Source organism: Indolivaga capnocytophagoides, assembly GCF_036511535.1.
GTDB lineage: Bacteria > Bacteroidota > Bacteroidia > Bacteroidales > Dysgonomonadaceae > Dysgonomonas_A > Dysgonomonas_A capnocytophagoides.
On record NZ_AP028867.1, the window covers coordinates 2,990,280 to 3,013,492 of the forward strand.

Genomic DNA, 23,213 nt, shown 5'->3' on the forward strand with positions numbered 1-23,213 from the left:
TTTCAATTATACAAGTATAGAAATATATGTTAAGATTTTTTATTCAAATTGCTCCACATATAACGAATAATACTTCCCTCTACGCCCCAGCAGTTCGTCATGAGTGCCTTCTTCAATAATCTGCCCATGCTCCATCACCAATATCTTATTGGCATTACGGACAGTCGATAGCCTATGGGCTATAATAAAGCTTGTGCGGCCAGCCATTAATCGAGCCAGGCCTTTCTGTATCAACAATTCGCTACGTGTATCAATATTACTGGTCGCTTCATCCAGCAAAAGAATCGAGGGGTTTGTTACAGCCGCTCTCGCAATATTAAGCAATTGCCGTTGCCCTTGACTCAGATTCGCTCCATCATTTTCAAGAAGAGTATCGTATCCTTTAGGTAAACGCTTAATAAAAGAATGGGCTGCCGTTAATTTTGCAGCATCAACCACCTCTTCATCCGTTGCCGCTAAACGTCCAAAACGAATATTTTCTTTCACCGTTCCCGTAAAAAGATGGGTATCTTGCAAAACGATAGCCATGGAAGACCTCAGACTGCTTCGCTTGATATCCTGCAAGGGTATCCCATCAATAGAAATAAGACCGGATTTAATATCAAAAAATCGGGGAAACATATTTAATATAGTTGTTTTACCGGCCCCCGTCGTTCCAACCAATGCAATAGTCTCGCCCGGACGAGCATGTAGAGACACACCTTTAAGTATTAATTTTTCGGGTTTATACCCAAAATATACATTCTGCATCTTCACCTCACCTTTAACATCAGTCAGCACCACTGCTCCATCCTTATCTTCAGGCTCGGAAGGTTCATCTATCACATGAAAAATACGTTCAGCTCCGGCAATAGCTGCCTGAATATTATTATAAAGACTTGCCAATTCATTTATAGGCCTTCCAAATTGACGGGAGTATTGCAAGAAAGCCGCTAAGCCACCAACATCAAAGCCCCGATAAATTGCAAGAAGAGCTCCAACTATCGTAATTATTACATAATTGAGAGTATTCAGATTCTGCATAACAGGCATCATCATCCCTGAATAAAGCTGGGCTTTCTCAGATTTCGATTTCAAGTCCTGATTAAGTTCCTCAAAACCATCCACCACTTTAGCCTCATGACCGAATACTTTTATAACCTTCTGCCCACTAATCATCTCTTCGATATAGCCATTTACCTGACCGAGCGTATCTTGCTGCGCCTTAAAATATTTTCGGCTTTGCTTCACAATAAGCCTTGCAGCCAGAAACATTAACGGAATAGTAATAAAAGTGACCAGTGTAAGTATAGGACTGATATATATCATTAAACAAATGATTCCGATAAGAGTTAATGCACTGGATAAAAGATCAGACAAGCTATCAGTCAACACCTCACTGATTTTATCCACATCATTTGTATATCGGCTCATCAGATCGCCATGCTGATTTACATCAAAATACTTGACAGGAAGAATCTCCATTTTCCGAAACAAATCGACACGGATGCGAGCCACTGTACGCTGCCCTATAACATTTAACAGGCGGTATTGTATATAAACTGCCAAAACTCCACTCAGATATACAGCAGCAAGTACAATCAGCATATTAATGAGCCCCCTGACATTGCCCGGCAAGATATAATCATTAATTATGGGTCGCAGCAAATAAGAACCCGCCAGATTTGCCAGAATACTGACCACGATCAACAGTCCGATAACAACCAGCAAAGAACGCTCTTCCGAAAGATATGTCATCAAACGAAAAAATGTTTTAGAGCCGTCTTTAGGCTTTTCTATTTGTTTGAAAGTATTACCATGCGCCATTATACAACGAAGATATAAAAAAAAGGATCAGCGGCGGAATCTGCTAATCCTATAATATTACGATTTATTTCACATCAATTATTTATAAACAAATTGGGGTCTACAATTTCCTGAGGTTTAGATTCCTCGACCTCAACAATGCTATCCACTATAAACCGGGTATAACCGCGCCAGGGCAGAGCCCCAAAATATTCTTTATAATGAAGTTTCACATTTTTGCCTGCCATATTCATCAACTTCTCAGCTAATTCTTTATTTTCTACCGAAAACTCGAATTCGTTTGATTGAACACCTCCGGTTGCCGCAGTTTTTATTCCTGTCTGAATAAGTTTACCCTCGTAAGTTTTAAAGATAAATCCCTTATACATCACATAATTCAACTGACCAGCTTTCACACTGCTTGCTCCGTACGGATAGTAGAAATAAATACCGAGAAACCCGATACCCAGAACAAATACGACTAATATAAATTTTAGAAAAAACTTTTTCCACGATTTAGTTTGAACTCCCATATTGTTGTTTTTTTGTTAAAACATCAAACTATATCAAATTGTTTGATACCTACTAAGATTTGCTGGAAGAACGCTGACGGTCCTTCAATCGCTCTTTTCGCTCTTTCTCTCTCTGCTTCAGCAATTCTTTTCTATCTTTCTCCCGTTGCTTCAATTGTTCCTTTCGTAACCGTTCTTTTTCTTTCAGCTCTCTCTGACGCTGTTTACGGGCATCTTCTTTCTCTTTTACTGCATTTTTCTTTTTATTGCTTTCGGCTTGTTTTGCAGCCTTTATCGCATCGGCTTGAGCACGCTCTACTGTATCAATCGAATCCTGACGCGCAGCCTCAATGTCTTCCGCTTTCTTTATACGTGCTTTTTCGGCAGCTTTATCACGGCGTTCTTCTTCTTTGCGTTTTCTGTTTTCTTCCTTCTGTGCTGCTTTTTCTTCTTTCGTCAATTTAACCTTATCCTTTGATGAGTTAAGCAAGTTCTTCAAGCCCTCAACAGGATTATCGAAGATTTCTTTTGCCTTATTGATCACTTCATCAGCTTTTTCAATCTGATTTTCATCCAGAATATCCCCGATTCCAATAGTCCTGCCATTTGTTTCTTCTACTTTCTGTTCAGGCTGCCTACGAGGAGAAACAGGTACAATAGGAGGTATCTCCTCTTGTCTCTCAGGTTGTACTTGAGGTGTAACGACTTCCTTTACATCTTCAACTTCAGGCTCTGCTACGGCTTTTTGTCTCTGCTTATTCCAATACATGATCAAAGGAATCATCTCTTTTGTATAATTCTTTTCGAAGAATAAGAAGTATTCATTCAGGGTCTTTCCGTTCATCAGGGCAATATAGTTATCGGTCGAAATAGGAATAGGAATAATAGAAGGATCAAGATCATCCATCAACGAATTCTTTTCAAATGCCATATCAATATACGATATTATATCGTCAAAAGATTTAAAGCCTTTCACCTGAAGCACTTCGAGTGAACCGGCTACACTAAAAGATAGATCGAAAGTCTGGTAAACAAACTTCGAGAAATTATAGCTTGCTACATCATATATCAACCGATTCTTGTCTACAGTCTTCGATTGGAAAAGGAATACCAACATAAATTCGGCATCGGATTTCGCAACAAAGTCTAATCCGGCAACCTCTTCTCCGTCTTTGTTGTCACCCAGTTTCAAATTCCATATCATTCCCCTCATCGGAGAAGATTCTGAGGCAAGCGCCCGTCCTCCAACAGCTTCTTTAAGCATTGCAGTTGCTAATTCTGCCACATCTTCTTTCGGATATTTCTCGATCAGACTTTTCAGTTCAGACTTAAATTTTTCCGAATCATTGGATTGAGCATACGTCAAAGCATTCAGAAACATAAATTTCGGAATAAGTACAGATAAAGGATATTTTTCCTTCATCGTATCATAGTTTGCTCTCACCTGTGTAATATTACCGGACAGATACAGCTGATAGGTCTGATCATACAAACCTGTTTCCAGCTGGTGCATATTACGTGTATTCCATTCATAGTCTGGATCGGCCAGAGCCTTTGCATATATACTTTTCGGAAATCCTCCCAGCAATAAATTCCGATATTGAGCAGTCATTTCATGATTTCCCAGACGCAGATAAATAAGAAATAGCTGATAATATATTTCCTCCATATTAGGCGATGACGGAAAACGTCTCAAATCGGTTTCAAAAGCATCAATAGCTAAATGGTAATCACCAAGCTTTTCATTATATATCTTACCCATATTGAAAAAAGCATCTTCGATAATATCATCGGAAGCCTTTAAAGCCTCGGAGGTCAGGGGAATCTGCTTCAGGTAAAAATCAGGATTATATTTATCGGGGATCCCATTTTCTGCAATAGACTTCTGTTCCTCCAGTCCATCAATCGGAGTGCGGTCATTATCCTCAAAAACAGCTATCTGCTTTTCTCGTCTTCTCCAGTCATCTTCGAGCTTTCGGGTACCCCATCGTTGCTTAAACGCAGCTTTTCCCGAGTTGACCATTTCTTTATTATAAAAATAAAAAGACGATCCTCCCGAATTGTTTATTGAAGGCTGATTTTGTGGGATATTAGGTGTATTTTGTTTAAATAAAGGTTCATTGGGATTACCATCATTGGTCTGAACCCTATTTTCCCGCTCGGCAGCCTTACGTTCCTTTTCATCTGCTTTTTTCTGCTCGGAAATAATTTTATTTATAGCAGACAATCGTTCTGCATCCGACATGCGTGATAAGACTTGCAGACTATCCTGCAAATGAACAGCTTTCACGTACACAACTAATTCGTCCAGTACTTCGGAACGTAAAGAAACCCTCGGATACTCCGAATGCTTCTTACTTAGCCCGGTCAATGCTTCCGAATAGCAAGGCTGAGCTCTAACATAATCTTTCTGATTAAAATAAATATCGCCAAGCTGTACTTGATTTATAGCCTTATCATACCCTCCTCTTGTACTTTTTTCTATAGCCTTCCGATAATTCTCGGCAGCAGTAACAGTATCTTGCTGATTGAGAAATACATTTCCTATCGCAAAATAAATCTGATCAAGGTATTCTTTGTTTTTCGGATTACGGGTCATTTTATCAAGCCCGCCGAGAACTTCTTTCCGATTTGAAGCATCCGCCAGACCTGCCTGTTGTATTTTTGCATTGAAGGTAAATTCGTAAGGTGTATTCATCCCCATAACCTTATCGAAAGCCTCGTATGCTTTTACCTTGTCTCCCTGCTGCGCATATAGCTGTCCCAGTAAATATTTCATGCGTGTTCGCTGATACCTGTTTGGTTCGCTGTCAATCGATTTCTCGAGATAAGGTATAGCCGAAGAGTATTCTTTCTTCTTGATCAGGTAATCAGCATATGCAGCATCATATTCCGGCTGAAGGTGTGAGGATATACCACCGCTGATCTTTATTTTATGGAAAGTATCTTCCGCCTCATAAAACCACCCCATAGCGGTATATCCGCGAGCAATCCAGATACGGGCTTCGTCGACGATGTCTTTATCTGTTTTATATAAGCGGGTTACATACGACAGAGTAGAAACGGATTGCAGGTAATCTTCGTTTTGATACTCCGCCTTGCCCAACAGCATCCACACATTTTTCAGGAAAGGGTTAAATTCCTGTTGCTTGAGCCATGTCTGATATTCAATATCTTTCCGTTTTGCAGGATCCCGTTCGGGCTTTGTTTTAATAGAATGCAGTTTTATTGCTTTCGTTGTTTTATCGACCGTTATATCAAATGCACCTCCGGTTTTCTCCTTCAATTCATCTACATCACGGGCAGGGTAAATATCGAGCAGCAAAGACATATTATCTTTATACCCCTTCTGCTTTTCGTCAAGCTTTTCTTTATATGCCTCTTCGGCATTGAAATAAATATTGTAACGGGTGTTTATCTCATGGTATGCACGGGTAGTACGGGTATTCTTTTTAGAAGAACATCCCGATACAAGAATAAATATGGCCCCTGCCAATATGAGAACTTTATATTTCAATCTGAAACTACCCTAATTTCATAATCAATGAATCAGTCGCAAATATAATCATAGTGAGCCAATAAATGACTTCACCCCAATAAAAAAGCACCTCAACCGAAGTAGAAGTGCTTTCTTATGAAATGAGAAAAGATTATTTAGCAACAGCCACTCTCTTTTCTTTAATTCTTGCTTTTTTACCTGTAAGTGCACGAAGGTAGTACAATTTAGCTCTACGAACTTTACCAACTTTATTTACAGTAATGCTGTCGATAAATGGAGACTCAAGCGGAAAAATTCTTTCTACACCGATATTGTCTGACATTTTACGTACAGTAAAGCGTTTTTTATCACCGTGTCCGGCGATTTTGATAACAACACCACGATACAACTGTACACGCTCTTTGTTACCTTCTTTGATGCGATATGCTACTGTAACAGTGTCACCACTTTTAAATTTGGGATGTTCTTTCCCTGTAGCAAATGCTTGTTCTGCAATCTTAATTAAATCCATGATTATTAATAGCTTTGTTGTACAACAATACGTAATATTCACGAGACCGTCCCGTCAGAGATTACGCAAAGCGGTTGCAAAAATAAGAACAATTATTATAATTGACAAATACTTAGCTGCTTTTTCGGTCACAGACCGTTTTATTGTTTTGGCTGACGCAACAAACACTGTTAGTACTTAAAGCTGCTTCCTCCCAAAAATTCCCTTAACAACGATGTGGGCGGCATTTCCCTGTCGTTTATATAATTGAAATAGTTCAGAAATTTCATGATACGGTATGCTTCTGCATATTCGGGTGCCGACTTCGGAACCTGCATTAATATAGGTTCTGCATATTTACGTAAGGCTGCCAACTCATATATTATAGCCGAATTGAACATTACATCTGCATTTTCCTGATAGGGGAATATCCACTTATCCTCTCCTTTTCTCACACTATTCCAGCGGGAGATTGTATCTATCGCCGAATAATTACGGTATTTATAATCCCTTATCAAACGGCGGATCAATCGATTGTCAGTTGTTGGTATCCAGTTGTGATTATCCAAAGAGATAGCAGTAAGAGCCGAAACATAAATCAAGAATTTGCTCTTATCCGGAATACGGCTTGTCAATTCGGGATTCAATCCGTGTATTCCTTCGATAACCAATACTGTATGCTTATCTATTTGTAGTTCATTGCCTTTATACTCTCTTTGCCCGGTTGTAAAATTATATGTAGGCATAGCCACCTTGTCCCCTTTGAGCAATCTCGCCATGTCCTCATTAAACTGCTTCAAATCGAGAGAATAAAGAGACTCATAATCATACTCGCCATTCTCGTCTTTCGGTGTATCAATTCTGTTTACAAAGTAATCATCAAGGGAAATCCCTACAGGCTTGATCAGGTTTACCATCAACTGTACCTCGAGCCTTTTTCGGAAAGTAGTCTTACCTGAAGACGAAGGTCCTGAAATCAAAACAATCCTTACTCCTTCATCAAATTTTTCTGCAATTTGAGTTGCTATATCCGAAATGGATTTCTCCTGCAAAGCTTCCGAAACTTTTACCACGTCAGACATGCGTCCTGTACGGTTAGCTTTGTTCAAATCGCCGACATTATCCAACCCTATGATATTCAGAAAGGTCAAATGCTTATTAAAGACCTGCTGCATCTTGGGTTGTTGAATGGCAGGCTCGAGTTCTACCGGATTATCTCTATTCGGAACACGGAGCATAAATCCTTCCATATACGGTTCCAGCTCATATAAAAAGATATATTTGGTAGAAGGCACAAGGCATCCGTAAAAATAATCGACATAATTACCCAAACGATAATATTTAGAATATAACATGTCGGATGTTTCAAGGAGTAATGCCTTATCTTCGAAATAATGCTGGCGGAACAGCTCAACTACCTCTTTTGTTTCAGCTTCCAAAGCTTCAAAGGGTAGATCTTCGGCAATCAGACGGTCTATCTCCAATTTAATCTTCGCAATATCGGACTCAGTCAGCGACTTTTTCCCTTTTATAACTCCATAATAACCTTTCGCAATAGGATGCTCAATACTCATTTGCGCCTGAGGGAATACATTCGACACAGCTTTTGCCAGAATAAAACAAAGCGATCTTACATAGGTTCTCATTCCTGATGATTCACTGATGTCGATATATTCTATATTCTTAGGCTGATACACCTGATAATTCAGGGACTCCGTCTTATTATTTACTTTACAGTTGACAATCAGAAAAGGCTTTTCGATACCTGTTGTCTTTAAAATCTCAACTAAAGATGTTCCCATCGGGACATCATAATACTGATTGTTATTTTTGCAAAAAACTTTTACAGTTTGGATCATATTCATAGATGTTGTTAAGGTCTCAGACCTATTTTATTAATATCTGCTAAGATAAATCTTAAATAAACGGAAAGCCAAACGTATGGATTATCTTATTAAGGAACTTTCAGTTCGTTTGTGTTTTTTTAGATTTTTTTACCGTCTTCCTTTTTTATTAAAATTAGGATTATAACTCTTCGGCATTTGAGACCTGCTATTATTTCCACCTCCGCTACCTAATCCTGCAGGATATAGTTTATTCAGTAAATCTTCACGTTTCAATCGCCTTAGAGACTTTATAATGTCCGGCTTATAATCGTTATTGTACCAAAAGAAATATTTACGCTGAGCCAGCTTTTGGTCCTTTGTCTTAGGGGTATATATTTTTTCGAGAGTATACGGGTGATAACCTGTGTAATATATTTCGGTAGCCAATGTCATGGGGGACGGAGTAAAGTCCTGCACCTGTTCAAGGTTAAAGCCAAGCGGTTTTGTTTTCACCGCTAATTCAGCCATATCCACCTCATCACATCCCGGATGAGATGAAATAAAGTAAGGAATAATCTGCTGCTTCATTCCATAATCAGCATTTACCTTATCAAAAACACGCTTAAACTCATAAAACTGCTCGAAACTTGGCTTACGCATATAGTTCAAAACAGTATCCGATGTATGTTCCGGCGCAACTTTCAATCTTCCGGACACATGATTCTTTATCAATTCCTGAGTGTATTCATCAGTCACCTTATTTATCTTTTCATCGGCTGATCGGTGAAGCAAAACATCGTAACGGATTCCGCTTCCGACAAATGATTTTTTAATTCCGGGTAACGCATCTACCGAACGATAAATATCCAATAAAGCCGAATGATCTGTATTCAGATTTTTACAAATACGAGGGTGAATACACGATGGACGCCTACATTTTTCACAAACTGACTGATCTTTTCCCTTCATCCGGTACATATTAGCCGAAGGTCCGCCTAAATCACTCAGATAACCTTTAAAGTCGGGCATCTCGGTAATTTGTTTAACCTCGTTTATAATCGATTCCTTGGAGCGTGAAGCTACAAACTTACCCTGATGAGCCGAAATAGTACAGAAAGCACAACCACCGAAACAGCCACGGTGCATATTTACCGAAAATTTTATCATTTCGAATGCGGGAATCGTCTTATCCTTATATTTCGGATGGGGCAAACGGGTATAAGGCAAATCGAAAGATGTATCGATTTCCGTTTCGGTCATCGGAGGATACGGGGGGTTGATAACCACATACTCCCGTCCTGCCTTTTGCACGATACGTGCAGCCTTCATCATATTTGATTGTTCCTCTACAACTTTGAAGTTTTTGGCTTGTTTGAGTTTATCCGACAAACACTCCTCGTGAGAAAACAACTCTATATCTTTTTCTTCTTTCTGAAATTCGGTAGAAAGATAAGCCACCTGTTTCACATCGGTCATTTCTGAAATAGCCTGTCCCTCTTTCAGACGATGTACAACCTCCCTTAGTGGTTGTTCGCCCATCCCATATACAAGCAGGTCTGCTCCCGAATCAAAAAGTATTGACCTCTTCAATTCATCGTCCCAATAATCATAATGGGTAACCCGTCTTAATGAAGCCTCTATTCCACCCAAAACAACGGGAACATCAGGATATAGTTCTTTTAATATTTTTGTATATACAACGGACGGACGATCAGGGCGCATACCTGCACGACTATCCGGAGTATAAGCATCATCGGATCTCAAACGTTTATTGGCCGTATAATGGTTAATCATCGAATCCATTGCTCCGGCCGAAACACCAAAGAATAAACGGGGTTTTCCCAATTTACGGAAATCCCGTAAATCGTCACGCCAGTTAGGCTGCGGTATAATCGCCACTTTTAGTCCTTCGCTTTCCAATATCCGCCCGACTACTGCCGCACCGAAAGCGGGATGATCAATATAGGCATCACCCGAGAAAAGAATGACATCTACATCATCCCATCCTCTCAATTCTATTTCTTTCTTGGTTGTAGGCAACCAATCTGTCAGTTTATAATCTCTCATTGTGGTGCAAAGATAGTTATTATGTAACAGAAAGCATTTAAGGTCGCAGACCTATTTATAGCTTTGACAAGTATAACACTCTGAACTTGTTATAACTTGAAAATGTATATCCACTCGTATCCTTGTAAAATTCTTTGCTAATACACAAATAAGTTTTGTATACTTGTAATATAAAATATTTATACGCCTCATGGAACACTCCGACCTATCCCGAATTGCCCGTCTTGCATCTATATTAACACTATTACAATCGAAAAAGATTATAACAGCCCAAATAATTGCCAATAAATTCGGGATAAGCACACGCACAGCTTATCGGGACATACGTGTTCTGGAAGAAGCCGGTATACCTATTGTTACCGAAGAAGGAAAAGGTTATTCGCTCCTGCAAGGTTATCTTCTATCTCCGATTTCATTTACCGAAGCGGAAGCCAATGCCCTAATCACCGCAGAAAAAATAGTTGCAGTGAACAGCGATGAATCATTTCGCAAAAGTTATACTGACGCTATATCTAAAATAAAAGCAACAATGAGATACAGCGTCAAAGACAAAACCGAACTCCTGTCCGACCGTATACAAGTCCGCAATAACCATTGGTATAATCAGACAAGCCGCAATCTTACCATTATTCAGTCGGCAATAACCAATTTCAGAACGATACAGATAAAGTACATATCGGAAAGCGGAGAACAAACCCAACGTTCAATCGAATCTCTAGCATTATACAATACGCAAGGTAATTGGGTACTTATAGCTCATTGCCGTCTGAGAAATGAGATCAGAGCTTTCCGACTCGACAGAATCAGCTCTCTGATAGAATCAGGAGACCTTTTTACCCCTCACAAATTCAATCTTCAAGATTATTTCGAAGAATGTAAGCAAAAATATTTTAGATACTCTTCAACCCTTGACACACCGATGTCACAATCCTCTGATACCTTTGCAATATCAAACAGTGAGATGCGCAATCACAACAGTAAATCAACCCATAAAAGCAAAAGTATGAAAATAGAAGAATTTTATGTTATAGGAATATTTGTCCGCACATCCAACGAACCGGGAAGAGGTGAAAAAGATATACCTGCGCTATGGAAACGCTTCTCAGCAGAAAATATCCATGAAACAATACCCAATAAAATAAATGCGGATGTATATGGAGTGTACTCCGATTATGATGGAGATTGTACCCAACCATACACTCTTACTATCGGTCTAAAAGTAAGCAGCATTGACCAGATTCCCGAAGGCATGCACGCAGTGAAAGTATGCGGAGGAAACTACGAGAAGTTTACAGGTCAAGGAAAACTGTCGGAAAATATCATTTTCAACAAATGGATGGAGATATGGCAAACAGACCTGAACAGAGAGTACAGCACAGACTTTGAATACTATCCTGCCAGTCAGTTCTTCGGAGACGAACTGAGCTTCGATATTATGATTGGGGTTAAATAACCAACAAAAAGGGCAGCTGTTCGGGCTGCCCTTTTATATCATTGTACGGAAACGGAACGCTCGCCATTCGCCTCCTCTTTTATATACACATTCACCGTATCGTGAGGCAGTAGAGACTCCACTAACTCCGGCCATTCGACAAAACAGATACTACCACTATAGAAGTAGTCTTCATAGCCGAAATCAAAAGCTTCCGACTCATTTTTAATGCGGTAAAAATCGAAATGATAAATCAACTCGCCCGTACCCGAACGATACTCATTCACGATAGCAAAAGTAGGACTGTTTATTACATCCTCCACTCCCAATTTTTCACAAATGGCTTTTATAAAAGTAGTTTTACCGGCTCCCATTTCACCATGAAAAGCGAATACGGTATTATCTCCCATTTGTTTGACAAATTCTGTTGCCGCATCATTTATAGTTTCCAGCGACTTTATCTTTATCTCCATATATCTATCTATAGATTAAGGTCTCAGACCTATTTATTATTTCGGTAAATACTATAATATAAACTCAATACAACCCAAAGTATATCATTAAAGACTAAAATAATTCCTATTTAATCTCACTTCGGATTCAGCGTAACCAATGGTATCAGCATTTCCTCCAAAGAAATTCCTCCATGTTGGAATGTATCGATATAATACGACACATAATAATTGTAATTATTAGGATAAGCGAAAAAATCATCATTCTGCGCAAAAATATACTTACTGCTTATATTAGGTGATGGCAACCCGATCTGCGAAGGATTACGGGATTCGTATACTTTCTTATAATTATAATCGAGATTCTTCCCAACCTTATACCTCAGGTTCGAGTTGGTTTGCTTATCGCCGATAACCTTTAACGGATTTTTCACCCTGATTGTTCCATGATCCGTTGTTAAAATTATCTTATACCCCATATCGGCAATCTTCTTAAACAAATCACTCGTACTCGAATGCCGGAACCACGAACGGGTAAGCGAACGGTAAGCAGCCTCGCTGGCAGCAAGTTCGCGTATCATCTGAGAATCAGTCCGGGCATGCGAAAGCATATCCACAAAATTTACAACAATTACGTTCAATTGGTTATTCTGCAGAGTATTGAGATTCTGTACCAATTTACTGCCGTATGACGATGTATGTATCTTATTATAAGAAAATGAATAATTCTTTCGGAATCGATCTATCTGTGCTTTAATAAAAGCTTCTTCATTGAGATTTTTACCCTCGTCTTCCGTATCTTCCACCCATAAATCAGGATACATTTCCGATATCTGCAAAGGCATCAAACCTGAAAATATAGAGTTGCGGGCATACTGAGTAGCCGTAGGCAGTATCGACATATACATATCTTCTTCGATCGTAAAATCGGGAGCCAGCATATCTTTAATTGCCAGCCATTGATCAAGACGAAAATTATCGATCAGAACAAAGAAAATCTTCTCTCCGTTATCGAGCAGCGGAAACAGTTTCTTCTTGAACAAGTCAGGACTAATCAACGGACGGTGTTCTGCATCATGCACCCACGACTCATAATTCTTCTTCACGAATTTCAGAAAAGAATTATTGGCATCCTGCTTCTGTGCAATAATCAGATCAAGCAAAGGGTTTTGAGTTGCTGTCAGCTCCAATTCCCAAAAGACAAGCTTACGATACACATCCGACCATTCGTCAAAAGAATCAGCAAAACCGATCTGAGCTCCTATCTTGTTAAACTCCTCCCTGTAGCCTTCGACTGTGGCTTCAGAAACTATATCATTTTTATGCAGGTTTTTCTTTATAGACGATAGAATCTGGTTTGGATTAACTGGTTTTATAAGGTAATCGGCTATTTTTTTACCGATGGCATCTGTCATTATGCCTTCATCCTCGCTCTTAGTAATCATTATCACCGGAATATTCGGATCTATTTCTTTGATCTTGCTCAAAGTCTGCAGCCCTGTAAGACCGGGCATATTTTCATCCAGAAACACCAAATCAAAACTCTCAGCAGAGCACCAATCCAAAGCATCCTGACCGCTATTCACAGTTACTATTTCATATCCCTTATCTTCAAGAAAAAACACATGAGGCCTGAGCAATTCTATTTCATCATCGGCCCAAAGTATTCGGTATTTTTTCATATTATCATATATAAGAAGGTTTAAGGTCTCAGACCTTTTTATTGGCTCACATCCGCATCGTCGAATATTATTTATCCATTCAAGTATAACAACAGCCTGTTATTGCATTGAAATACGACATTAAATACTAACTGTTACTTAATAAGCTTAATTCAAGACCAAAGTTAGTGATTTATACGAATACCACTCTCTTTATTCGTTTTTTATCTATACTGACAAGGCGGTGAAGCATCTCTTGTTTATAAAGCGTTCTTTGAAATCAATAAATAACAGAATAGAAAGAAACAACATTTGAAAGGATGCATAAAAGCTGTAACTTTTGTTACCTTTTAAGGATTAAAAATCAAATTTACAGCAACAACAAAGCAACAGACAATAAAATAGATTATAAAACCAACGATTAAAAGCGTACATAAACAGTGTTACCTTTGTAACCTTTTTGAAATTCAAAATTGATAACAGATCACTGTTGACTGATTCGGTGTAACTTTTGTTACCTTTTAGGCAAAGATTTGATTTGCCATCGGCAACTCATTCTCACATTATTAACAGGTTTTAATTTTGATACAAATATTTTTTTTACTATATTTGCATCGAAATTAAAGAGAGGAGAAGGCTGTGTGCTTTCTCTTTTTTGTTCATTAGATAAGAAAATGATAGACAAATCGCAAATAAAGGACATAGTAGACGAGCATCTATTGCAGTCTGATATATTTCTGGTTGATGTAACTGTCAGACCAGGCAATCTCATTGTTGTTGAAATAGACAGCAAAGACGGGGTGAGCATAGATGAATGCATCAAACTGAGCAAAGAAATAGAATCTCACTTCGACCGTGATGTGGAAGATTTCGAGTTAGAAGTAGGCTCGGCAGGAATTACATCTCCTTTCAAAATACAAAAGCAGTACGAAAAAAATATAGGTAACGAAGTTGAAGTATTGACAAAAGACGGAAAGAAATTGACCGGGGTGCTTAAAGACTCCAACGATTCATCTTTTATCGTTACAATCTCTAAGATGGAAAAACCCGAAGGTGCAAAACGCAAAATTGCAGTAGAGGAAGACCTCACCTTTGGTTATGACGAAGTAAAATATACAAAATATCTAATCAGATTCAAATAACATGGCTAAGAAAGAAGTTATAAACATGATTGATACCTTTTCGGAATTTAAGGAACTGAAAAGTATCGACCGTATGACAATGATAAGTGTGCTTGAGGACTCATTCCGTAACGTTATCGCTAAAATGTTCGGAACAGACGAAAACTACGATGTCATCATCAACCCCGACAAAGGAGACCTTGAAATATGGCGCAACCGTACCATCGTTGAAGATGAAGAACTGGAAGATCCGAACACCGAAATATCACTAACTGATGCCAAAAAAATAGACGAAGATTTCGAAGTCGGAGAAGATGTGACAGACGAAGTATTTTTCGAAGATTTCGGTCGCCGTGCGATCCTGAATCTACGTCAGACTCTAGCTTCAAAAATCCTTGAACTTCAAAAAGATACACTCTACAATAAGTACAAAGAAAAAATCGGAGAAATTGTATCCGGAGAAGTTTACCAAATCTGGAAAAAAGAGATCCTGCTTTTAGATGACGAAAAAGAAGAACTGCTTTTACCAAAAACAGAGCAGATACCTAGCGACTTTTTCAGAAAAGGAGAGCATGTGAGAGCTGTTGTTGAACGTGTAGACAACAAAAACAATAATCCCAAAATTATTCTTTCTCGTACATCTCCAGTCTTTTTGGAAAGACTGTTTGAACTGGAAGTACCTGAAATCAACGATGGACTTATAACCATCAAAAAGATTGCACGTATCCCCGGAGAACGCGCCAAAGTAGCTGTTGAATCATACGATGACCGCATTGATCCCGTAGGAGCCTGCGTGGGTATGAAAGGATCACGTATACACGGTATTGTACGTGAATTGAGAAACGAAAACATCGATATAATCAATTATACCTCAAACATGAACCTGTATATACAGCGTGCTTTGAGTCCTGCTAAAATCACCTCGATAAAACTAAATGAAGAGGAAAAGAGAGCCGAAGTATTTCTTCGCCCCGAAGAAGTTTCTCTGGCTATCGGTAAAGGCGGACTCAATATTAAACTGGCAGGTATGCTAACAGGCTTTACTATTGATGTATATCGTGATATTGACGATTTTGACGAAGAAGACATCTACTTAGATGAATTCCGTGACGAAATTGACGAATGGGTAATCGAACAATTGAAAAAGGTAGGATACATCACTGCGAAAAACGTTTTGGCTGCAGACAAAGAAACAGTCGCCAAAGACGCCGATTTGGAAGATGACACAGTGAACGAGCTATTTGCTATCCTGAGTGCCGAGTTTCAGGACGAAGAATAATACTTATTTGGTATTTCTATGATTTCTTAATACTTTTGTACAATATACAGAATATTGACAGAAGTAAGAAACCTATCCTTTTCATCCTGTTCATATTTCATGACTTAAAAAAAACGTATGTCTATAAGATTAATAAAAGTTTCAAAAGATTTGAATGTAGGAATCAGCAGCCTTGTTGAATTCCTGCAGAAGAAAGGCTTTACCATTGAGGCAAATCCGAATACAAAGATTGAAGATGAACAATACGATCTGCTTATAGCAGAATTTGGCAAGGATAAGAAAATAAAACTGGCATCGGACAGAAATAAAGAACTTCAGAAGGAGAAAAGAAAAGAAGCTCAACAGGAACAACTACAGACTGAAAATCAAACAGCAGTTAACGAAGAACCTGAAGAATTCAAAGTTGAAATCCCTGAAGATATAAAACCTCATATTCAGATAATAGACAAAATAGATCTGGATAACCTGAACAAGCCTAAACATAATATCCCTGCCCCTGCTAAGGAAGAAGAACCAGAGCAAGAGGAGGAAAAGGAAGTAGAAATTATTACCGAATCAGTGATAGATAAACAGGAAGAAAAAGTAGCTCCGGTTGAAGAAAATATCGAAGCAGAAAAAGTAGCTTTGGAAAAACCTGCCGAAGCCCCCATAAATTCAACTACAGAAGAAGAGCCTCAAGCTCCGGTTGAATCAGAACAAGATGTAAAGCAAGAGAAAACCTCTGATAACGATGACGATGTATTCAGACTGAAAAGCCCGACATTAAAATCGAACATTGTAGTAAAAGGAACTATCGACCTTAGTGCAATCAATGACAAAACCCGTCCTGCGAAAAAGACGAAAGCCGAAAAACGCAAAGAAAGGATGGATAAAGAGCTGGCTGACACAAAGAAGGTTAAAGAAAATACTGTAAAACTACTGAAGAAAGAAAGTGTAGACGAACAGAAAAAAGCATCTCACACTGCCGGAGAAGAAGATCCTTCGAAAAAGAAAAGAGCCCGTATCAAAAAAGGGAAAGTAGATATCGAAAAAGGAGCTCCGACTGGACAACCCGCAGGAAACAGAGACAGATCGAAACAACCTCATCTACGCAAACCGGGACATCCAGTATTGAAAACTGAGGTTAGTGAAGAAGATGTACAAAAACAAATAAAAGAAACTTTGGCCCGCCTGACCAATAAAGGAGGTAAAAACAAAGGATCTAAATACCGTAAGGAAAAGAGAGAAGCCGTATCTCATAAACAACAAGCTGAGCAGGAACAACAAGAACTGGAAAGCAGAATTCTGAAAATAACAGAGTTCGTTACAGCGAATGACCTGGCGAATATGATGAATGTTCCGGTTGTTCAAGTCATTTCAACATGTATGAGTATCGGTATGATGGTTTCTATCAATCAAAGATTGGATGCTGAAACTATTAATATCGTTGCAGAAGAATTCGGATTTAAGACGCAATATGTGAGTGCCGAAGTTGTAGAAGCAATATCCGAAGAAGAAGATTTGGAGGAAGATTTGGAACCACGTGCACCTATCGTAACAGTAATGGGACACGTTGACCATGGTAAAACTTCTTTGCTCGACAATATCCGCCAAACAAACGTTATTGCTGGCGAAGCCGGAGGTATCACTCAGCATATTGGAGCCTACAATGTTAAATTGAAAGATGGTCGCCGTATCACATTCCTGGATACACCCGGTCACGAAGCATTTACTGCGATGCGTGCTCGTGGAGCACAAGTTACCGATATCGCTATCATCATTGTAGCAGCCGACGACAATGTCATGCCTCAGACAAGAGAAGCTATTAATCATGCAACAGCAGCAGGCGTGCCTATTGTTTTTGCAATTAATAAGATAGATAAACCGGGAGCTAACCCCGAAAAGATAAAAGAAACCCTTGCGGGGATGAACTACCTTGTAGAAGAATGGGGTGGAAAATATCAATCACAAGATATTTCAGCGAAACAAGGATTAGGCGTAGATGAATTACTTGAAAAAGTATTGCTTGAAGCCGAACTTTTAGACTTAAAAGCGAATCCGAATAAGCGGGCAACAGGTTCGGTTATTGAATCGTCACTTGATAAAGGACGCGGATATATATCAACAGTACTTGTTCAGAACGGAACTCTTAAACAAGGAGACATTGTCTTAGCAGGAACCTACTACGGACGCGTGAAAGCCATGTTCAACGAGCGTAACCAACGCTCGGAAAGCGCAGCTCCCGCTGCTCCGGCATTAATTCTCGGATTAAATGGTGCACCTCAAGCAGGTGATATCTTTCACGTCCTGGAAACAGAACAAGAAGCAAGAGACATTGCGACCAAACGTGAACAATTACAACGTGAACAAGGTCTACGTACCCAGAAGATACTTACTCTCGACGATATAGGCCGCCGTATTGCTATCGGTAATTTCCAACAGTTGAACGTTATTGTTAAAGGTGATGTGGACGGATCTGTAGAAGCTCTATCAGATTCATTGATCAGACTTTCAACCGAAGAAATTCAGGTGAATGTGATCCATAAAGCAGTCGGAGCCATTTCCGAGTCGGATATTACTTTGGCAGCAGCATCAGATGCAATTGTAATCGGATTTCAGGTACGCCCATCTATGGCTGCAAGAAAAGCCGCAGAGAGGGATGGTGTAGAAATACGTTTATATTCTATTATCTACGACGCGATCGACGAAGTAACATCGGCAATGGAAGGTATGCTTTCTCCGGATATCAAAGAAGAGATTACAGCAAATGTTGAAGTACGGGAAGTATTCAAGATCACTAAAGTCGGAACAGTTGCCGGATGTATGGTCAAAGAAGGAAAAATCAAGCGTTCGAATAAAATACGACTTATCCGTGACGGTATTGTGATCTACTCAGGAGATCTGGGCTCTTTGAAACGTTTCAAAGACGATGTTAAAGAAGTATCCTTCGGATATGAGTGCGGATTGAATATTCACAACTACAATGACATCAAAGTAGGTGATATTATCGAAGCTTTTGAAGAAATAGAAGTAAAGAAAACATTGTAATAAAAAAAGATTTATTATATTTGTACCCTATAACCTAAGAAAAAAACCAATTGATAGTTGTAACCAAGCGATCATGCCTTGAAATCGGTGGTACCAACCATACCACCGAAAACACACAGCTATCAATCAGGTTTAAAGGTTAAGATTCTTCAAGTTCAGCTAAATCACACATTTTCTTCCGATATACATTCTTTCTATAATCAGAATAGAAAAGTCTTAATGTAACGATCTTTAATCATAACTAATTGTTTCTATTATAATATATAAGAATAATAAACAGGTCTATGACCCTCAACCTGAAGACAATGATTAAGAAGATTATTTTTTCGCTGGTATTTATTTTTACAATAGCATATAGCACAGAGCTTAAAGCTCAGTTATCAGATAAAGTGGCTTATATTAATTCGGTTGAACTGTTAGAATCAGTTCCGGGAAAGCCCGAAGCGACAAAAGCTATTGAAGAGCTAAACAAGAAATACAAAGACGAGCTTGCAGTCATGCAGAATGACTACAACAATAAATATACAAACTTTCTTGCCAACCAGAACAATCTTGCAGAAAGCATTAAACTTCGCCGGATGCAGGAACTTTATGAATTGGAGCAAAACATAACACGTTTTATGAAAGTTGCGCAAGAAGATATTGAAAGTCAGCAACAACAACTGATAGAACCACTGAAAGGAAAAATGCAGGATGCTATCCGCCAAATAGGGATGGAGCAAGGATATGCTGTTATTTACGACACAGCTAATCCGGCCATTGCGTTTATAACACCGGATGCTATTGATGCCAATTCTCTTGTTAGATCAAGACTGCAACAGATCAAACGATAAAAGACAGGGGATATAAATCCCCTTTTTTCATTTTATATGCAAAACAATTTAGAGTCGGGAGCCATAGGGGTATTTGATTCAGGATATGGAGGGTTAACTATTCTATCCGAAATACAGAGCTTATTACCACAATATAACTATATATACTTAGGAGACAACTCAAGAGCTCCTTATGGATCACGTTCATTCGATATAGTATATGAGTTTACCAAACAAGCCGTATTTGCGCTGTTCGAACAGGGCTGTAATCTGGTTATTTTAGCATGTAATACAGCCTCAGCTAAAGCTTTGAGAACAATACAGCAAAACGACCTCCCAAAGATAGATCCTCGAAAAAGAGTATTGGGAATAATAAGACCAACTGCCGAAATGGTAGGGCAGATAACCAAGACCGGACATATCGGAATACTGGGTACTCAGGGTACAATACAATCTGAATCATATCCCTTAGAAATACATAAGATATATCCCGAAATCACAGTCAACTCACATGCCTGTCCTATGTGGGTTCCCTTAGTCGAAAACAACGAATATAATAAGCCCGGAGCCGACTATTTTGTAAAGAAGGGAATAGATGACATCCTACAAAAAGACAACTTCATAGATACGCTTATATTAGGTTGTACTCACTACCCCTTACTATTGGACAAGATAAAACAATACGCTCCTAAAGAAGTCAATATTATATCTCAAGGAAAATACATCGCGGAAAGCCTGAAAGACTATCTATACAGACATCCCGAGATGGACTCAATATGTTCGAAAGAAGGAACAACAAAATACCTGACAACCGAATCGGCTGCAAAATTTAAAGAATCTGCAACTATATTCCTGAACAGAGAAGTTACAGCTGAAAGAATTAACTTGGATTGATATTTTACTTTGAGTAAAGAAAACTCATTTCACAACTATTTTCTTAGTCACATTGTCAGACTTAAGAATATAGTACCCTTTGGGAAGATTTACACGGCTGGTGCAAACACCGCCATTCACTACAAATGTAGTCACTTTAGAACCTAGCACATTAAATACTTCAACGACCCCATCTTGGGGTAAACTTTGTACTGAAACTTTCTCGCCGTTTATTACAACTTCAATACCCTGACGATCATTATCAAAGTCTGAACCTCCCTTTTGGGCAAATCCCCAGACAGGCAAACTTGTGAAAATGATAATCAAAAATATCTTGTACAGTTGTTTCATTATATTTATCCCTTAAAATCTAAACGAGAGAATTCATTAATTTGCTCGAGTATAAAAAGTGCGTGACCTTATATTTGCAAATATACAAATTCTTATAGACAAAAGTGCCTGCTGCTATTTTTTTTTCTTCTAAATTATAATTTTTCCACAATAGTTTCGTTGGCAAGTATAACATTCTTAAAAACAGACTTCGCTTCATCAGCAAAATCCTGTTCATTATCGTATCTCGAAGAATAGTGTCCGAGCATTAGTTTTTTCACCTGAGCCTTAGCTGCTATTGTTGCAGCCTGCCTGGCTGTACTATGCCTAGTCATGGCTGCTCTGGCTGCATTATCTTCCAGAAATGTAGATTCGTGATACAATAAATCGGCCCCTTTTATTATCGGAATAATATCCTCTTTATACGCTGTGTCTGAACAATAAGCATACTTTCTCACAGGGATACGAGGCTTAGTCAGACGACTATTAGGAACTACTTCTCCCGATGGCATTATATAATCTTCTCCTTTCTTAATTTTGGATAATTCTTTAAGAGGAATATCATAAAAACGAATCATATCTCCATTCAAATTCAAGTCTGCCTCTACCTCCTCAAAGAGGAAACCGGCGCAAGGCATTCTGTGATCAAGAGGAATAGTACTTACACGTATTGACCGATCAGAATAGATAACTTCGTTCTTAGATGAATCAAAAGGCTTAAATATTACCTTATAAGACATTCCGCTACAAAAGAAATCCAATTGAGGACGAAGTATTCCTTCCAGCTCAGGAACCGAATGAATAGTCAAATCTCCTGTACGACCTAACAAACCCAATGTAGAAATAAGCCCTATCAAGCCAAAACAGTGGTCTCCATGCAAATGCGAAATAAATATTTGGCTGAGACGTCCGAAATGCAAACGCGAACGCCGGAACTCAAGTTGAGCACCTTCTCCGCAATCTATCATAAAAAGCTTTTCACGAATATTCAATACTTGAGCCGATGGCACATGTTTCATCGTCGGAAGTGCAGAACCACAGCCTAAGATATGCAATTCAAACTTATTCATTCAATATGTATCAGTTTATGTACCTGTAAGCTAAGCGTCCATCGAGTATCGGCCTTAACTTGCTCTACACAATAGTTTATATTCTCCGTATTGGGCTTATCGCCATCAAATACAGGACTTACAAAATATTTATCCGCAACCGGAAAAATATCTATATCCGGCAACACATCTCCATTCAGTAACGGAATCCTTATCTCATTTACTCTGGGGATCAGCTCCTTTATTCTCGAATAATTAACTTTGGGACTACAAGTAATATAATCAATTAAAGAAGGAACAGGTTTTGTTCCATTTGTTTCTATAGCTTGCTTGTACCCTCTCTCTTTAAAAAAAGCCAGATGATCGTTTTTAAGCTGTAATGTAGGCTCTCCTCCTGTCCAGATGATCCACTTACAAGGGAACTTACTTATCACATTCAAAATATCATCTAAAGACATATCATCTCCATCGGCAAAATCAGTATCACAAAAAGAACAAGCAAGGTTACATTTTGTAAGCCTGATAAAAATTGAAGGCTCTCCTACCCTTCCTCCCTCACCTTGAAGTGAATAAAATATCTCATTTACCGTCAGCTTCATATATAGCAGTAGTTTTAGGAGTCTCGGATACTTCCACAGCATAAATCTGAGGAATAGATTCCGCAAAGATCTCATATAAGGTACGAGCCAAATTCTCAGCTGTAGGGTTCATGTCGAAGATATCGTTCAAATGCCTGTGATCAAGTTTATCATCTATAAATTGTTTGATAACACCTAGTTCTCTGTAATCTTTCACAAAACCGACATCGTTCAAAACATCAGATTTGAGATGAATTGTCACAATATAATTATGTCCGTGCATTCTCCCGCAAGGATGCCCTTCGGGTAACCCTTCCAGAATATGAGAGGCCGAAAATGCAAATTGTTTACTTATTTTATACATCACTTTTTAGTTTTAAGGTCTCAGACCTACTTGTATGCTTTGTAAGCATGATAACA

Annotated in this window: 18 protein-coding genes; 6 read left to right on the plus strand and 12 right to left on the minus strand. The window is 38.7% G+C overall.

Annotated elements, in window-relative coordinates:
* Positions 1 to 39: 39 nt before the first annotated feature.
* The 6 genes from AABJ51_RS12080 to AABJ51_RS12105 all read right to left on the minus strand — a co-directional run bounded on the left by AABJ51_RS12080 (position 40) and on the right by AABJ51_RS12105 (position 10,179).
* Complete coding sequence (locus AABJ51_RS12080) at positions 40 to 1,806, minus strand: ABC transporter ATP-binding protein (protein ID WP_338372745.1); 1,767 nt, start codon at positions 1,804 to 1,806, stop codon at positions 40 to 42.
* A 74-nt stretch (positions 1,807 to 1,880) separates the two neighbouring features.
* A complete protein-coding gene (locus tag AABJ51_RS12085; RefSeq protein WP_051290765.1) occupies positions 1,881 to 2,318 on the minus strand; it encodes a DUF8785 domain-containing protein in 438 nt (145 codons plus the stop codon).
* A 52-nt stretch (positions 2,319 to 2,370) separates the two neighbouring features.
* Positions 2,371 to 5,814: a type IX secretion system periplasmic lipoprotein PorW/SprE gene (gene porW / locus AABJ51_RS12090; protein ID WP_338372746.1), complete on the minus strand. Its 3,444-nt coding sequence runs from the start codon at positions 5,812 to 5,814 to the stop codon at positions 2,371 to 2,373.
* 133 nt (positions 5,815 to 5,947) lie between these two features.
* Complete coding sequence (gene rplS / locus AABJ51_RS12095) at positions 5,948 to 6,307, minus strand: 50S ribosomal protein L19 (protein WP_026626959.1); 360 nt, start codon at positions 6,305 to 6,307, stop codon at positions 5,948 to 5,950.
* A gap of 170 nt (positions 6,308 to 6,477) precedes the next feature.
* The gene (locus AABJ51_RS12100) at positions 6,478 to 8,145 is read right to left on the minus strand and encodes a nucleoside kinase (protein ID WP_026626957.1); all 1,668 of its coding nucleotides are present in this window, start codon (positions 8,143 to 8,145) and stop codon (positions 6,478 to 6,480) included.
* A gap of 135 nt (positions 8,146 to 8,280) precedes the next feature.
* On the minus strand, positions 8,281 to 10,179 hold the full coding sequence (locus AABJ51_RS12105) for a YgiQ family radical SAM protein (RefSeq protein WP_338372747.1): 1,899 nt from the start codon (positions 10,177 to 10,179) through the stop codon (positions 8,281 to 8,283).
* Between the two features lie 190 nt (positions 10,180 to 10,369).
* Here AABJ51_RS12105 and AABJ51_RS12110 point away from each other — a divergent pair, with 190 nt between their 5' ends.
* Complete coding sequence (locus AABJ51_RS12110; protein WP_338372748.1) at positions 10,370 to 11,632, plus strand: effector binding domain-containing protein; 1,263 nt, start codon at positions 10,370 to 10,372, stop codon at positions 11,630 to 11,632.
* A 38-nt stretch (positions 11,633 to 11,670) separates the two neighbouring features.
* Here the strand turns inward: AABJ51_RS12110 and tsaE are convergent, their stop codons facing one another.
* Together tsaE and porX are read right to left on the minus strand one after the other, a co-directional pair.
* Positions 11,671 to 12,084 (minus strand): tRNA (adenosine(37)-N6)-threonylcarbamoyltransferase complex ATPase subunit type 1 TsaE, encoded by a 414-nt coding sequence (gene tsaE / locus AABJ51_RS12115; protein WP_026626956.1) that lies wholly within the window; start codon positions 12,082 to 12,084, stop codon positions 11,671 to 11,673.
* A 116-nt stretch (positions 12,085 to 12,200) separates the two neighbouring features.
* On the minus strand, positions 12,201 to 13,745 hold the full coding sequence (porX, locus tag AABJ51_RS12120; protein ID WP_338372749.1) for a T9SS response regulator signal transducer PorX: 1,545 nt from the start codon (positions 13,743 to 13,745) through the stop codon (positions 12,201 to 12,203).
* Positions 13,746 to 14,398: 653 nt separating this feature from the next.
* On the opposite strand from porX, the gene rimP reads away from it, so the two are divergent.
* The 5 genes from rimP (at position 14,399) to murI (ending at position 20,857) form a co-directional block, all read left to right on the plus strand.
* Positions 14,399 to 14,866 carry a ribosome assembly cofactor RimP gene (rimP, locus tag AABJ51_RS12125; RefSeq protein WP_134436932.1) on the plus strand — a complete coding sequence of 156 codons (468 nt, stop codon included), beginning with the start codon at positions 14,399 to 14,401 and terminating at the stop codon, positions 14,864 to 14,866.
* A gap of 1 nt (position 14,867) precedes the next feature.
* Complete coding sequence (gene nusA / locus AABJ51_RS12130; protein WP_026626953.1) at positions 14,868 to 16,124, plus strand: transcription termination factor NusA; 1,257 nt, start codon at positions 14,868 to 14,870, stop codon at positions 16,122 to 16,124.
* A 117-nt stretch (positions 16,125 to 16,241) separates the two neighbouring features.
* Positions 16,242 to 19,151, plus strand: coding sequence for a translation initiation factor IF-2 (infB, locus tag AABJ51_RS12135; protein ID WP_338372750.1), 2,910 nt, complete (start codon positions 16,242 to 16,244; stop codon positions 19,149 to 19,151).
* Positions 19,152 to 19,456: 305 nt separating this feature from the next.
* On the plus strand, positions 19,457 to 19,984 hold the full coding sequence (locus tag AABJ51_RS12140; protein WP_338372751.1) for an OmpH/Skp family outer membrane protein: 528 nt from the start codon (positions 19,457 to 19,459) through the stop codon (positions 19,982 to 19,984).
* Positions 19,985 to 20,020: 36 nt separating this feature from the next.
* Positions 20,021 to 20,857: a glutamate racemase gene (gene murI / locus AABJ51_RS12145; protein ID WP_338372752.1), complete on the plus strand. Its 837-nt coding sequence runs from the start codon at positions 20,021 to 20,023 to the stop codon at positions 20,855 to 20,857.
* Positions 20,858 to 20,881: 24 nt separating this feature from the next.
* Here the strand turns inward: murI and AABJ51_RS12150 are convergent, their stop codons facing one another.
* The 4 genes from AABJ51_RS12150 to queD form a co-directional block, all read right to left on the minus strand.
* Positions 20,882 to 21,187 carry a T9SS type A sorting domain-containing protein gene (locus tag AABJ51_RS12150; RefSeq protein WP_338372754.1) on the minus strand — a complete coding sequence of 102 codons (306 nt, stop codon included), beginning with the start codon at positions 21,185 to 21,187 and terminating at the stop codon, positions 20,882 to 20,884.
* 134 nt (positions 21,188 to 21,321) lie between these two features.
* The gene (locus AABJ51_RS12155) at positions 21,322 to 22,236 is read right to left on the minus strand and encodes a ribonuclease Z (RefSeq protein WP_134436934.1); all 915 of its coding nucleotides are present in this window, start codon (positions 22,234 to 22,236) and stop codon (positions 21,322 to 21,324) included.
* A complete protein-coding gene (locus tag AABJ51_RS12160) occupies positions 22,233 to 22,814 on the minus strand; it encodes a 7-carboxy-7-deazaguanine synthase QueE (RefSeq protein ID WP_035331941.1) in 582 nt (193 codons plus the stop codon). Before AABJ51_RS12160 ends, AABJ51_RS12155 begins: the two co-directional genes overlap by 4 nt.
* Positions 22,795 to 23,157 (minus strand): 6-carboxytetrahydropterin synthase QueD, encoded by a 363-nt coding sequence (queD, locus tag AABJ51_RS12165; RefSeq protein WP_338372756.1) that lies wholly within the window; start codon positions 23,155 to 23,157, stop codon positions 22,795 to 22,797. The genes AABJ51_RS12160 and queD overlap by 20 nt, the downstream gene beginning before the upstream one ends.
* Positions 23,158 to 23,213 lie beyond the last annotated feature (56 nt).

Excerpts from the sequence above, each read along its gene's own strand:
- AABJ51_RS12080 (WP_338372745.1), bottom strand. The coding sequence starts at position 1,806 with ATGGCGCATGGTAATACTTTCAAACAAATAGAAAAGCCTAAAGACGGC.
- AABJ51_RS12085 (WP_051290765.1), bottom strand. The coding sequence starts at position 2,318 with ATGGGAGTTCAAACTAAATCGTGGAAAAAGTTTTTTCTAAAATTTATA.
- rplS (WP_026626959.1), bottom strand. The coding sequence starts at position 6,307 with ATGGATTTAATTAAGATTGCAGAACAAGCATTTGCTACAGGGAAAGAA.
- AABJ51_RS12100 (WP_026626957.1), bottom strand. The coding sequence starts at position 8,145 with ATGATCCAAACTGTAAAAGTTTTTTGCAAAAATAACAATCAGTATTAT.
- AABJ51_RS12105 (WP_338372747.1), bottom strand. The coding sequence starts at position 10,179 with ATGAGAGATTATAAACTGACAGATTGGTTGCCTACAACCAAGAAAGAA.
- AABJ51_RS12110 (WP_338372748.1), top strand. The coding sequence starts at position 10,370 with ATGGAACACTCCGACCTATCCCGAATTGCCCGTCTTGCATCTATATTA.
- tsaE (WP_026626956.1), bottom strand. The coding sequence starts at position 12,084 with ATGGAGATAAAGATAAAGTCGCTGGAAACTATAAATGATGCGGCAACA.
- porX (WP_338372749.1), bottom strand. The coding sequence starts at position 13,745 with ATGAAAAAATACCGAATACTTTGGGCCGATGATGAAATAGAATTGCTC.
- rimP (WP_134436932.1), top strand. The coding sequence starts at position 14,399 with ATGATAGACAAATCGCAAATAAAGGACATAGTAGACGAGCATCTATTG.
- nusA (WP_026626953.1), top strand. The coding sequence starts at position 14,868 with ATGGCTAAGAAAGAAGTTATAAACATGATTGATACCTTTTCGGAATTT.
- infB (WP_338372750.1), top strand. The coding sequence starts at position 16,242 with ATGTCTATAAGATTAATAAAAGTTTCAAAAGATTTGAATGTAGGAATC.
- AABJ51_RS12140 (WP_338372751.1), top strand. The coding sequence starts at position 19,457 with ATGATTAAGAAGATTATTTTTTCGCTGGTATTTATTTTTACAATAGCA.
- murI (WP_338372752.1), top strand. The coding sequence starts at position 20,021 with ATGCAAAACAATTTAGAGTCGGGAGCCATAGGGGTATTTGATTCAGGA.
- AABJ51_RS12150 (WP_338372754.1), bottom strand. The coding sequence starts at position 21,187 with ATGAAACAACTGTACAAGATATTTTTGATTATCATTTTCACAAGTTTG.
- AABJ51_RS12155 (WP_134436934.1), bottom strand. The coding sequence starts at position 22,236 with ATGAATAAGTTTGAATTGCATATCTTAGGCTGTGGTTCTGCACTTCCG.
- AABJ51_RS12160 (WP_035331941.1), bottom strand. The coding sequence starts at position 22,814 with ATGAAGCTGACGGTAAATGAGATATTTTATTCACTTCAAGGTGAGGGA.
- queD (WP_338372756.1), bottom strand. The coding sequence starts at position 23,157 with ATGTATAAAATAAGTAAACAATTTGCATTTTCGGCCTCTCATATTCTG.